This window comes from Bacillus sp. SA1-12, assembly GCF_000981385.1.
Classification (GTDB): domain Bacteria; phylum Bacillota; class Bacilli; order Bacillales; family Bacillaceae; genus Metabacillus.
On sequence record NZ_LATZ01000005.1, the window covers coordinates 37,997 to 49,856 of the forward strand.

Sequence of the window (11,860 nt, forward strand, 5' to 3'; positions counted from 1 at the left end):
ATTTCTAAATTTTATTCAATTTTCCCAAAAAATATAAACATCCTTCTCTATCTTGGAAAAGCCAAGCAATGATTTTTCCACAAAAGCTTTCACTTGTTCATCCGGGCGACGGCTGCGCACCGCCCGGGCAAAAGGTGTTATCCGCTAAATGTCCACCTTTGATTAAGAACATAATTAACCACCAGCCCACAGCCTGTCGCAAACACCTGGGCAAGCAGCGGCTGCACAGCTATATGATCTACAAGAAGATACAAAACAAACGTATTTAAGCAAAGTGTTATCAGATTGACAAGAACAAAGCGAAGGAAAAGATCGTTGTGCCTGCCTGCTCCTGCCTCAAACACCCAGTTTTTATTCCAATAATAGCTATTCATAACTCCCAAGCTATAGGCCAGGAGATTGGCAAAGATATAATCCATTCCCAGCATCACGAAAAGCGAATAGCTGCCAATGGTTATCAATGTATTAAAAATACCTACTGTCCCGAACTTTAGGAACCTTTTCATGGCATGATCCCCTACTAATGGATTATTTCTATTCATTTTGGGAAATAAATCCACTTTTTAATCAGTATCAGGGCTAATCTTTAAAACTTTCTTAAATTTTTACGACTTTTCTTTGAAATACACGCTTGACTGGTACAATAAAAGCGGGGGCTCTCAACCTTGCATAAGGAAATCATTCATGCATAGAATGAATAAGAGAATAGGAGAAAACAAGCTGCTAAACGAACAGCCTTTTTATAAGTGATAGAGAGAGATGAAAAAGGAGGATAACAGATGAATTTAATTGATGTACAACCTGTTAAATTTAGCTTTTTTGAAAAGCCGCCAGCTTCATCCATGACACAGGCGTTTGTCTACACAAATGCTGAAAATAATTATTTAGTTGTGAAAAACGGCGATCGTATTTCCCGCAGTGATCTGCGCGCAGGAAAATACAACAAAGTGTATATAGTCAACATGTCGACATTGAATTTTCATTATGAAAAAGAGGTTCCTTCACAAGATCGCGGACGCCAATTCCTTGTTGATCTATCAATTGATTACAAGGTTGTTGACCCCATCTCGCTGATTCAGCAGGATGCCGGGGAAATTGTCAGCTATATGAAAAAGAAACTGCCTTATTGGCTGGAGGAAATTACGGTTGATTATCCCATTACTGAATCAAAACGAGTAAAGCGGCATATCGAGGACCTGCATGAGCATTCCTCAATGGTATCCGGCTTAAAACAGGTCGGGGTTGCAATTAAGGATATCAACGTACTTGTCAAACAGAGCGAGGATGATCAAGCACATGATAAGAAATTCAGAGCCATTGATCAAGAAGATGAATTAGAGCTGTACCGCAGTGAGAAAAAACGAAATAAAGCCCGAGCTTTGGCAATAAGCATCCAAGAAGCGATTGAATCAGGTGATCTCCTCACAGCATTATTGATCGCTGAAGAAAACCAAGATGCCTTGGCCATTGTGAAGAACCGATTACAGCATGAGGAAGCATTCCGCCTTGAAGTGCAAGACCAGGTCAGAAAACTGTTGCTCGATCCAACAGTCAATGAAGTTGAGGTAAAACAGCAGCTTGCAAAAATCAAAGCCTATTTTCCACATGAACCATTCAGCGGAGACAAGCCCGCTTCATATGAACAAAGCGTGGTAGACCCATATGATGAAACAAGGAATATGTATCATACAACTAAAGGGGAGTAAGAGCTGTGGAAACCATTATCAATCAAGTATTTTGGCTTTGGGTCCCACTGTCATTCCTGCCGGTTTGGTTAAGGATTGCGATCGTCACCTATTTTGGGATGATCATCGCAAGGCCGCTTCTTGTCGGCCTCCTGCCAAAGCTGATCGGTTGGTTCAGCCTCCTTTCAAAAAAAGCGATTGAACTGCTGTCCTATCCGCTGATGGTATGGATTCATCGCCATTTGACAAATAGAAGACTCGCAGGCTGCCACGACATCCCGGCCTGGGTGGATTTTTTGGAAGATACATGTGCCATCCTTTTAAAAGGCTTTAGCAAAACCGAAGTCCTTGCAAGGAGAAAAACCCGGCACAAAGTCCGTTTGAAAAGGACATTTCGCATCGCTGCATTTGTTCTAGCCATTCTTTTGCCGCTTGCTATAATCAATAACCCAACCCAAGCCTATTCAAAAACATGGCATAAATTTGATGCATGGGTGATGAAAGAAAAGGTTCAGAAAACCCTTGGTTTTGAGATGCCTCAACTCCCAGGCAAGCTGCTGGAAACGGTGGAATCAATCAATCCGAAAGAGCTGCAGCTAAAGGAAGAATATAATGAAGGTGGAAACATCAGGGCCACCCCATCCCTGAACGGAAAAGTTGTTGCCGAAATAAACACAGGCGAAACCATCACCTACTTAGATGAAGAAGCAACAGATGACAAAGGCATTACCTGGCTAAAGGTCGAAACCGAATCCGGCACACAAGGCTGGATATCTGAGAGGATTGTAGAGAAAACGTAAAAAGACACTCTGATATCATTGGTTAGATCGCTGGGGCTTTGTGAAGTTTTCACTTCTTAAATCCCAGGACACATTTTCAAGAACTACAAGAGGCCAAAACTCCAGCATATCTGAGGAGTTTTGGCCTTTTGAGCTTTTATGTAGGACGTTTCTTTTGCTTTTTCATGCGGTCTTGACCTTTAGAGCCTTTATATGGGACACTTTGAACGCTTTTTCATAGAGTTTTGGCCCTCAGCCCCTTTATATTGGACATTTCGAAAGCTTTTCCACGGAGTTCTGGCCTTTAGAGCCTTTATATTGGACACTTCGAACGCTTTTCCATTGAGTTTTGGCCTTAGAGCCTTTATGTTGGACAGTTCGCGCGCTTTTCCATCGAATTTTGGACTTCAGACGCTTTATGAAGGACTTTTCTTCCGTTTCACCTCAGAGTTTTGGACTTCAGACACTTTATGAAAGACCTTTCTTCAGCTTCACCTCAGAGTTTTGGCCTTCAGTCCCTTTATGAAGGACTTTTCTTTCGCTTCTACTTAAAGTTTTGGACTTCAGACCCTTTATGAAGGACCTTTCTTTCGCTTCTACTTAAAGTTTTGGACTTCAGACACTTTATGAAGGACTTTTCTTCCGTTTCACCTCGGAGTTTTGGACTTCAGACGACTTATGAAGGACTTTTCTTTCGCTTCACCTCAGTGATTGGGCCTTCAGCTACAAATAGATTAGACACTTTGAGCGCTTTTCGACAACATTTGGTCCTTCAGCCGTTTCTATTGGACTTTACCCATAAAAAATAGATCGCGTTTGTTCCTTTTAACTGTGCTCTTCTTGTTCTCTCGTAAAAAACCTTATCCCTCTGGCACAAACGTCCGTTTCCCAAGTTCATTATCAAGCATGAAGAACGCATTGCTGTCAGATTCAATTCGTTTCAGCTTTTGAATGAGATTATCAAAGGTTGCTTCTTCTTCAACCTGTTCTTCAATAAACCATTTTAAAAAGGTCATTGTCGCATGTTCGCGTTCATCTAAGGCAATATCAGCAAGCTCATAGATGCGGCGGGTTACCTCTTTTTCATGCTGAAGTCCCTTTTCAAACACATCAAGAACTGAATGAAAATCGTTATTCGGACCTGGGAATCCTTCCACAATAGCACGCTCTCCCATATCATTGATAAAGTTATAAAATTTCATTGCATGATAACGTTCTTCTTCTGCTTGAACAAGAAAGAAGTTTGCAAATCCATCCAGGCTCTCCGCAGAGCAATAAGCCGCCATCCCTAAATAGGAATGTGCAGAATAAAACTCATAATTCATTTGTTTTACTAATCCTTTTACCAGCTTTTCACTAATCATAAAAGCATCCCTCCTATATAGACATTAGTTTATCACATTCGATTCTTTCTTATGAAAAATGACAGCTTGATTTATACAAAACAAAGAAAACTCATAACCTTTTACTCTACAACATTGCTTATTTTGTGACAATTGCCCGATTTTTCATAGAAAATGTCAAATTGTTACTCACTTTTCCTTCAACCTAAGATAAAATGGGGAGAGATGAATTATTATGAAAAAGGGGACCAAATATGTTATACCAGATGAAACTATTTAAAGGACTCTTTCAGCCCGGGACAAGCCTTTATCAACTACAAAAAGCTGAAGCTCTTTCAGGATTGGCCCCTAGACTGTTATCGGTATATCTGCTTAGTTTACTCTTCTTTGCCATCAGCACCTATTACGGAATTGGAACAGAGTCTTATTCTGGAGCCATTACAGACAGCACGATTGCCGAATATGAAGCCGGCAAACTGTTACTCCTTGGCGGAGAGCTTGCTTCAAGCCTTTTATATACAACACTCTTTATTTGGTTTATCGCTTTTATTTTCTGGCTGATGCTGGATATTTCATACATGAAGGCCGTGATTGTGCAAATGTTCGTGTTTGTGATTCATTTAGTCGGACAAGCGATCACAATCCCAGTTCTTGTTTTCTTTGACCTGAATCAGCTAAGCAATCCCCTCTCCTTCGGCGTGATCGGCCAATATATAATCGATCATGACTTTTGGCAGCATGTTTTTGGAGCAATAACGCTGTTTGACTTACTAGCAATCAGCTATCTCTATTATTATCTAAAAAATTTAACTGAAAAGAATAAATATGGAACACTTATCCTCATCGTGTTTGTGTATGTTTTTATTTGGATCATCACAGCATTCATGTCATTTCTTGAAATTCCAGTCCTAGTAAGGGGGTGGTTGTGATGAAAAAATGGAAGATCATCTCGCTGACAGCTGTGACAATCGTCTTCATTGGCTTAAATGTCTTTTTAATCGGAAAAGAAGACAGCAAGGTTCAGCGTACGGTTCATGTTGAAAAGTGGACTCACGTACAGAAAGATGATGTCGTTGAAACCTTTGATACCAAGGCCATTATGTTGCCTCAAGAAGAGGTGGGTGTTTATTTTCAAGGTGAAGACAAAGAATTTCAGCGCTTTCTCGTAAAAGAAGGTGATGAAGTAACAACAGGTACTCCATTGTTAGAATACACAACACCTGAACTGGATCAACTGCGCGAAACACTTGAGGCAGAAAAAGAGCAAACAGAGAGTGAAATCTTGGGAATCGACGACTATATCAGCTCATTAGAGGATTATCAAGCATCCATCCCCTCTTCCTCAACAGGTGTAGAAACAATGACCACCTTTGAGGAAGACCTGAACTTTGACGAAAATGAAAACTTAAATGAGGATCTAAACATTGATGAAAATACCTCCTCAGATATGATCATCAGTGTAATCCAGCAGGAGATTTACCGACAGGAGCTCGAAAAAAGCAAGCTTGAAGCAGTGGTAGAAAAATATGATAGCCAGCTAAGCCACCTTAACGAACAAAGTGAAACAGCCGTCCTTGTAAGTGAAATAGATGGGATTGTCAAAAAGGTAGATAACAAGCTGGAGAACCCAGTCGTCACCATCGCTTCACATGCTCTGACGGTTAAAGGTAATCTGACAGAAGCCCAGTTTAAAAAAGCCGAAACAGGCATGAAGTTTACCGCAAATGTTGCAGGCGAGAAAAAACCGCTCGAAGGAACGCTTGGACAAATTAGTCCATATCCGGCAAAAGAACCTGAGATCGGCCAAAAAAATCACTATCCTTTTGAAGGCCAATTAACCACACAATCTGAAACACTCGCAATCGGCTCACAAGCTGCTGTTTCTGTCGTGACAGCTGAAGCAATCGGGGTACCGACACTTTCCGATCAAGCACTTCATGGCAAGAAAAATAATGTTGGATATCGACTAAATGTAAATGGCAAAATCACTAAGCAAACCATGCAAACTGGCCTTGACTTCAACGGAATCCATGAAATAACGAAAGGCGCCAAAACTGGACAAGTGATGATGCTATCGCCGAACAGCGTACCGCAAAACAACGCCAGCTTTGTAACTGAAATGAAGCCTGGTGAGATTAAGAAATCGGCGTTCAAAGCCCTCTCGAAGCGTGAAAAATGGGAAGCATTTTTGATAGGCTTGATTGAAAAATAAAGTCAATTAGTATAGAACCACCATCTTTCCTATAAAGGTGTAGGATGGTGGTTCATCTTTGCAAACTGACACCTCTTTCAAACTTTACCATCCACTCGGCAAATTGAATGAAATCCGTATGACTCACATCTAAACCTTCGTTTCTTTTTTCCATATACCTATTTAGACAACACTCGACTACCATTTTACATTCCTTTGGAAGAAAACGTCTTGTCCATTCTCCTCCTTCTTTCTTAGATGCATTGGCCCCTTCTTGTAAATAATAAGGACTCGGCATAATTTAAAGGTATAGTATACAGGATTCTCTGTAATTTCTTCCCTCGCATGTTTTATGTCATGATAACCCCTTTTGATTGGCTTGAATACCTTTTTCAGATCTTCACCATATAATGTCTTTCCACGATAATAGGTAATCACAATATGTCCCGCTAAGTCAGGGTTATAAAAACCTTCCCCTCCACAAATATACTCCTTATCTAGTAGATAGTGGGGCTGAAAATAATACAATTCAAAATCCAGTAAATATCGTTCTAGCAAGATACTCATGTCTAATTGGTTGAGATGGTTAAATCGTTCATTTTCATCATTTTTTAATGATATTCCTTTTCGCTTCGTCCGAACGTTCTTGCTTCACGATCACCAATATATACACATCACTTTATTCGGGATTAAAACACCACATGGCAAGGGATCTATGCAAATATACACCAACTAAATGATCAGGTAATTATTCTACGAAACTCGAACAATTTGGTTTTAATAAGTAGTCATCTCCATTCTCCTTATGTATTTTATTTCCGCTATTCATTCTAGATTTATATGGAAATTGTCTTTATTAGAATGAGTACCCTTTGAGGAATGAATGGAATCTCTATAAGAAAACAGGTAATAGCCTTTAAACAAACTCTGCCTTTTTCACATAGCATATCTTAATAGAATAAAGGAGGGACAATGATGTTATGTCTCTATTTTACAATAATAAAATAGGCAGAGGGCATTCTAACGAAGCTAGTTCGTTTCAACAATCTTTTCTACTTGAAGATGAACGGCGATCCATCCGCTTATGGCTGGACGAAATGGATCATTACCGACACCAATCTACAGACATGATAGTGAGTAATGCAAAGAAAATACTAGGGCTGGAATATAAAGTAATAGGTTATGGGGTTTTTCGAGTCGTTTTTGATCTTAATAATGGGTATGTATTAAAAGTAGCCATCAGAAGACAGGGGCTTGATTGCAATGCAACGGAAGTTCATTTATACAGAAATTGTTCCCAAGATTTACGGAAACACTTATGTCCGGTGAAAGCATTTGGACATGGATGGATGATCATGGAAAAAATGTCGCAACAAGTACCCGATGACCTGGATCATCGGAAAAAGATTTCAGCATTAATTAAGGAATTTAGAGAAAACGGAATCAGACCCGGGGATTTAAATCCAGAGAATTTAGCATTATCCAATGATGGGGATATCATAATCATCGATTATGGGCATTTTAATCGAAACGTTTAAGAGATTTGTGATGGCAGAATATCAAAAAAGATAGGATATGTAATGTAGGGTATAGAAACTTTGTGCCTACAGACAAAGAAAAAGACTGCCAGTGTTTTCGGCAGCCTGAGATTTCAATCTTCAAACCTTTTTTACCCTATGCACACGTTATGTCACAAACAAGGATTAACGAATGCTTGCCTTGCGAAAGCCATCAAATACATTGATGACAGCTGAAATCATAAAGAGGAAAATGCCACCGCCGATGATCCATGCTTTTAATTCATTAGAGGTAATCGTAAATAAATCTGTCATATAGGTAATGAAATCATGACTCAGTATATTTGTATTTAGTAGGATGATGATAAAAACGACCGTTCCAAGTAGCTGAAGGACCGTATTGCTTATGGCCATTTTTCTCGTCCATTGTCCCTTTATCAATTTATAGATGGCTAATGCGATTTCCAAACCGATGACAATTACAACGATCGGCCAATATTGAAGAAGCACCTCTTGATTGAAAGCCGGAGCCACCAATTCAAGCCTATCTCCGCCACCTTCATAAATACCTACAAGATGATACGCATAAAAATAAAGCGTTGCCCAGATCGCCGTCCACATTAAACTCCCAAATACTTCGCATTTCGAAATAGCCTTTTTCTTAGGGATATAAGCAATATTTTTCAAATCATCAGGAGTCCATTTTTGAAGGCTTGCTGTTAATGGCTGCACATCTTTTCCTTTATCTGTCCTTTCGATCACAGCAAACACAAGCGTTAGCCAAAAGAAAGTTTGGATTCCTACTTCAATCATTCTCCATATGCCAAACCCTGTAATATCGAGAACCACATTAATTACTGCTTCCTGACCATTGTAACCGATAAAATATTCAGCAATAATTGAAATCAATGAAATCACCGCGGCAATCGGTAAAATCATTTTTAATAACGACATATATACATCAAAATAACGCGGACCAATAAGGTGCATTGGCTGATCACGATAACCGCTTGCCAATGTGACTGGACTTCCTAATTTTTCAAGAACCGCCTTTACATCCTCTTCACTGGAATCATCAGGCAGCATATCCTCTATGGTTGACCGTAACTCAAGTGCAATATCCTCTCGATTTTTTTCCGGCAGCCTTCTCGTTACTTCATGAATATAAACCTCAATTAAATTCATTACCTTCTTCCCCCTTTAATAAGCTATAAAGCTCTTGAGAATTCTTAAGCCATTCCTTTTTTAACTCCAAAAAGATCTCCACCCCATAATCACTCAAAACATAGTACTTACGTGGTCTGCTCTCAGATGTATCCCAGCTGCTCGATACCAATTCCTGTTTTTCTAAACGGCGCAGCAATGGATATAATGTACTCTGATCAATGGCAATACCTGATCCCTCCAATAACTGGACAAGTGAATATCCATATTGGGGGGTTTGCAATTGACTTAAAACCGCTAATGTCAACGTTCCTCTCCTAAGCTCTGTCGTTAATGAATTCAATAATTGACTCATTCACCCACCTCATTTTTATTACTATATGTCATACAGTATATGTTTTATACTATGTATCGTACACTATTGTTGTTACAAAATCAATTGAAATTAATTAATATTGGTTAAAAATTTCCAGTTGAGAAAAAATAAAATAAAAAGAAACCACAAATTAGATCTTACTAAAATGTGGTTTCTTTTTTGTTTCTGGTACGAAATGTCTTTGAGAGCCAGGATGAAGGACAAAACACTTGGTTCTTTTAACCAAAATGGCCTTGAGAACGGACCTATCGGACAAAACCACTGATTCTTTTAATCAAAATGGCCTTGAGAACCGCTCTGTTAGACAAAACCACTGGTTCTTTTAACCAAAAGGGCCTTGATAACCACTCTGTTAGACAAAACCACTGGTTCTTTTAACCAAAATAAGAAACTTCTATAACTCATATAACTACATTCGTCCCTGCTACAAAGTCATAAACATTTTTCTTTCGTTTAGTAGTGAGAGGAATTAGCATATATAGTAAGATTGCAAGATTAACAGTAGTTAGGATCACATAAACGGTTATCTCTGAAAATTCACTCGGAAGTATTAAGCGCCATATCCCAAAATGAGCAACCTCCCAAGGAAGAAACTTTATCGCTGTTCGACATGTCGAGCGCCCGATCCAATACGCTTCCCGTTAACATCGACAACACGGATACCCATTTTTTTCTTTCCTAGAGTTCCTTGCCATTTAGAGCTCTCTGACAGTATAAAATAAAGCGAAACAGGCAGCGTTATCATGAAAAAACCTGTTATTTGAGCGATTACTGGCGAGTTTGAAAATAAGGGATTGATATAAGATCGAAATAACAATGAAATGGAACCTACAACAAAAATACCGTATAGCACGATTACAAGATAATCTAATAAGAAAGCGTAAATGCGTAGTTTAAAGGATGCATAAGACATCGTGAACTACCCCTTTCTTCCTCAAAAGCCTCTTCCTTTCAACTATATTAAAATTAAAATCAATTTATTTCGTATTCACTCAGGACATCATGCTAATCCATCCTCAAAAATACCGAATAATGACTAGAATAGTATTCATTTTGACAAATACAGTTGTCAAAATGAATATTATCGCTTACAATGCAATTAAGAGGTGATTCCATTTGAAAAGTCGTCTAAAGGAGCTTCGGGCACGGGATGGATTAAATCAGACCCAGCTTGCGAAGCTTGCAAAAGTTTCAAGACAAACGATTAGTTTAATTGAACGCGAAGAATTCATTCCTTCACTTTTAATTGCCGTTCGGATTGCCCGTATTTTTAAGGAACCTGTGGAAAATGTATTTATGTTTGAGGAGGATGAAGTGTAATGAAAAAAGTTTGGATACAATTAGTAATAAGTGGTGCAGTTGGATTTATTGCGGCTATACTTTTGCTGAATTATTTTACATTTGACTTCTCAAACTATGCCGATACAATCGTCATAAGTATTCTTGTCATGATTTTCATCCTTTTGGGATTGAGTGTATTCCTTTATCGACAAATAAAGAAGCTGAATCATACCCAATTTACAGGGGATGAAGAAGATGAAGCAGATGTATTAATGTATAAGAAATTCATGGATTACTCATTTTTTGTTCAGATGAGTAATACACTTTCGGTTTTAGCTTTATGTATAACTGTTATTACTTCACAAAAATTAGTCTTCACCATTATTTCGGTTGTCACATTGATTCTTAGTTATATACTCGCTGCTTTAATTACAAGTTTAATGCAACTCGTATATCCTGAACGGAATCTTCCAAGCATTTCAGAACCGAATTATTCAGAAAAGCTCTTGGATATGTCAGATGAAGGTGAAAAACATGTCATGCTAATCGGACTTTACAAAGCTTATCAATTATTAAGTGTTGCGTTAATTTCCGGCATTGTCCTTTCAACACTCTATTCCCTTTCTACAGGCAACTCTCAGCTTTTCTCTATTATCATCATGAGTATAGTTTTATTGCTTGTGAATGGAAAGTATTGTTTTGCTGTTCGGAATAAGTAATGTAAATCGTTCTGTATTAAAATCTGCAAAAACTCCTGCTCTTTGATCAAAAAGGGGTATTTTTGCAGATTGAATTTTTTAAATAAGAATAATCGTTTTTTCCCTCTTCTACCATCGCGCATAACTGATATAAATAACTCAGCCCGCGCAATTGTACCTTCACTAAATAATCCAAGTACACGAGTGATTCTCTTGTTATTCTTATCGCTTCAGCTAGATTATGCTTATCCATTTCGGCCAGTACGTCCTTTACTACATCCAATGAGTAGACAGCGTTTTGAAGCGTGCGGATGACTAATAATTTTCTTACATCATTTCTCGTATATTTTCGATATCCGTTTTCGGGATCCCGCTCCGGCTCGATTAATCCTTCCTTTTCCCAGTGCCTTAAGGTGGAATTGGCTGCACCAATGGCTTCTGCTGCTTCTCTGATTGAATACCAATTCTTTTTCGGCATGGGCTTAACCACTTCATCGATCCGATCCTGCTCAAGTATTTTTAATGCTTGCTCAGCCTTCTTTTTATCCTCATATAACTCAGCCTGAACCTCACTTACCCGCCATAACGCATCGGTTATGTTCCTTTCTTGAATCAAGGGCATAATTTCCCGTACCAGCTTCATACCAAATCCTGCATTCATTGCACGTATACAATCAAAATAAGCTGCATGCTCCTCTGTATAGATTCGGTACCCATTTTCTTTCCGTTCAGCCTTTGGCACAATTCCCCAGGATTCATAATGGCGCAGAGCACTTGTACTTATGCCAAGCCTCTTGGCAATCTCAATTGGTTTATACATGTTATA

Annotated in this window: 14 protein-coding genes; 7 read left to right on the forward strand and 7 right to left on the reverse strand. The window is 38.8% G+C overall.

Features of this window, described 5'->3' with window-relative positions:
* Positions 1–137: 137 nt before the first annotated feature.
* Positions 138–506, reverse strand: coding sequence for a GtrA family protein (locus WQ54_RS04735; protein WP_046512856.1), 369 nt, complete (start codon positions 504–506; stop codon positions 138–140).
* A 273-nt stretch (positions 507–779) separates the two neighbouring features.
* On the opposite strand from WQ54_RS04735, the gene WQ54_RS04740 reads away from it, so the two are divergent.
* Positions 780–1,706, forward strand: coding sequence for a hypothetical protein (locus WQ54_RS04740; protein ID WP_046512859.1), 927 nt, complete (start codon positions 780–782; stop codon positions 1,704–1,706).
* 5 nt (positions 1,707–1,711) lie between these two features.
* Positions 1,712–2,485 carry an SH3 domain-containing protein gene (locus WQ54_RS04745; protein WP_046512862.1) on the forward strand — a complete coding sequence of 258 codons (774 nt, stop codon included), beginning with the start codon at positions 1,712–1,714 and terminating at the stop codon, positions 2,483–2,485.
* An 839-nt stretch (positions 2,486–3,324) separates the two neighbouring features.
* Here WQ54_RS04745 and WQ54_RS04750 read toward each other — a convergent pair.
* Positions 3,325–3,828, reverse strand: coding sequence for a ferritin (locus WQ54_RS04750; protein ID WP_046512865.1), 504 nt, complete (start codon positions 3,826–3,828; stop codon positions 3,325–3,327).
* 233 nt (positions 3,829–4,061) lie between these two features.
* Here WQ54_RS04750 and WQ54_RS04755 point away from each other — a divergent pair, with 233 nt between their 5' ends.
* Positions 4,062–4,736: a hypothetical protein gene (locus WQ54_RS04755; RefSeq protein WP_046512868.1), complete on the forward strand. Its 675-nt coding sequence runs from the start codon at positions 4,062–4,064 to the stop codon at positions 4,734–4,736.
* Positions 4,736–6,019 carry a hypothetical protein gene (locus tag WQ54_RS04760; RefSeq protein WP_046512871.1) on the forward strand — a complete coding sequence of 428 codons (1,284 nt, stop codon included), beginning with the start codon at positions 4,736–4,738 and terminating at the stop codon, positions 6,017–6,019. Before WQ54_RS04755 ends, WQ54_RS04760 begins: the two co-directional genes overlap by 1 nt.
* A gap of 52 nt (positions 6,020–6,071) precedes the next feature.
* On the opposite strand, the gene WQ54_RS35585 is transcribed toward WQ54_RS04760, so the two are convergent.
* Positions 6,072–6,296, reverse strand: a complete 225-nt coding sequence (locus WQ54_RS35585) for an aminoglycoside adenylyltransferase domain-containing protein (RefSeq protein ID WP_084821830.1) — start codon at positions 6,294–6,296, stop codon at positions 6,072–6,074.
* 682 nt (positions 6,297–6,978) lie between these two features.
* Between WQ54_RS35585 and WQ54_RS04770 the strand changes: the two genes are divergently transcribed.
* Complete coding sequence (locus tag WQ54_RS04770; protein WP_052737664.1) at positions 6,979–7,536, forward strand: hypothetical protein; 558 nt, start codon at positions 6,979–6,981, stop codon at positions 7,534–7,536.
* A gap of 165 nt (positions 7,537–7,701) precedes the next feature.
* Here the strand turns inward: WQ54_RS04770 and WQ54_RS04775 are convergent, their stop codons facing one another.
* The 3 genes from WQ54_RS04775 to WQ54_RS34570 form a co-directional block, all read right to left on the reverse strand.
* Positions 7,702–8,700, reverse strand: a complete 999-nt coding sequence (locus WQ54_RS04775; RefSeq protein ID WP_046512873.1) for a hypothetical protein — start codon at positions 8,698–8,700, stop codon at positions 7,702–7,704.
* Positions 8,687–9,034, reverse strand: a complete 348-nt coding sequence (locus WQ54_RS04780) for a PadR family transcriptional regulator (RefSeq protein ID WP_046512874.1) — start codon at positions 9,032–9,034, stop codon at positions 8,687–8,689. Before WQ54_RS04780 ends, WQ54_RS04775 begins: the two co-directional genes overlap by 14 nt.
* Positions 9,035–9,650: 616 nt before the next feature.
* Complete coding sequence (locus tag WQ54_RS34570) at positions 9,651–9,968, reverse strand: RDD family protein (RefSeq protein WP_231597450.1); 318 nt, start codon at positions 9,966–9,968, stop codon at positions 9,651–9,653.
* Positions 9,969–10,171: 203 nt separating this feature from the next.
* Between WQ54_RS34570 and WQ54_RS04790 the strand changes: the two genes are divergently transcribed.
* Together WQ54_RS04790 and WQ54_RS04795 are read left to right on the forward strand one after the other, a co-directional pair.
* Complete coding sequence (locus tag WQ54_RS04790) at positions 10,172–10,375, forward strand: helix-turn-helix transcriptional regulator (protein ID WP_046512878.1); 204 nt, start codon at positions 10,172–10,174, stop codon at positions 10,373–10,375.
* Positions 10,375–11,055 (forward strand): DUF3169 family protein, encoded by a 681-nt coding sequence (locus WQ54_RS04795; protein WP_046512880.1) that lies wholly within the window; start codon positions 10,375–10,377, stop codon positions 11,053–11,055. The genes WQ54_RS04790 and WQ54_RS04795 overlap by 1 nt, the downstream gene beginning before the upstream one ends.
* 46 nt (positions 11,056–11,101) lie before the next feature.
* On the opposite strand, the gene WQ54_RS04800 is transcribed toward WQ54_RS04795, so the two are convergent.
* Positions 11,102–11,854 carry a MerR family transcriptional regulator gene (locus WQ54_RS04800; RefSeq protein WP_046512881.1) on the reverse strand — a complete coding sequence of 251 codons (753 nt, stop codon included), beginning with the start codon at positions 11,852–11,854 and terminating at the stop codon, positions 11,102–11,104.
* Between the last annotated feature and the right edge of the window lie 6 nt (positions 11,855–11,860).

What these genes read in the sequence shown, in the direction of transcription:
- WQ54_RS04735 (WP_046512856.1), bottom strand. Translation starts at nt 506, where the DNA reads ATGAAAAGGTTCCTAAAGTTCGGGACAGTAGGTATTTTTAATACATTG.
- WQ54_RS04740 (WP_046512859.1), top strand. Translation starts at nt 780, where the DNA reads ATGAATTTAATTGATGTACAACCTGTTAAATTTAGCTTTTTTGAAAAG.
- WQ54_RS04750 (WP_046512865.1), bottom strand. Translation starts at nt 3,828, where the DNA reads ATGATTAGTGAAAAGCTGGTAAAAGGATTAGTAAAACAAATGAATTAT.
- WQ54_RS04755 (WP_046512868.1), top strand. Translation starts at nt 4,062, where the DNA reads ATGTTATACCAGATGAAACTATTTAAAGGACTCTTTCAGCCCGGGACA.
- WQ54_RS04760 (WP_046512871.1), top strand. Translation starts at nt 4,736, where the DNA reads ATGAAAAAATGGAAGATCATCTCGCTGACAGCTGTGACAATCGTCTTC.
- WQ54_RS35585 (WP_084821830.1), bottom strand. Translation starts at nt 6,296, where the DNA reads ATGCCGAGTCCTTATTATTTACAAGAAGGGGCCAATGCATCTAAGAAA.
- WQ54_RS04770 (WP_052737664.1), top strand. Translation starts at nt 6,979, where the DNA reads ATGTCTCTATTTTACAATAATAAAATAGGCAGAGGGCATTCTAACGAA.
- WQ54_RS04775 (WP_046512873.1), bottom strand. Translation starts at nt 8,700, where the DNA reads ATGAATTTAATTGAGGTTTATATTCATGAAGTAACGAGAAGGCTGCCG.
- WQ54_RS04780 (WP_046512874.1), bottom strand. Translation starts at nt 9,034, where the DNA reads ATGAGTCAATTATTGAATTCATTAACGACAGAGCTTAGGAGAGGAACG.
- WQ54_RS34570 (WP_231597450.1), bottom strand. Translation starts at nt 9,968, where the DNA reads ATGTCTTATGCATCCTTTAAACTACGCATTTACGCTTTCTTATTAGAT.
- WQ54_RS04795 (WP_046512880.1), top strand. Translation starts at nt 10,375, where the DNA reads ATGAAAAAAGTTTGGATACAATTAGTAATAAGTGGTGCAGTTGGATTT.
- WQ54_RS04800 (WP_046512881.1), bottom strand. Translation starts at nt 11,854, where the DNA reads ATGTATAAACCAATTGAGATTGCCAAGAGGCTTGGCATAAGTACAAGT.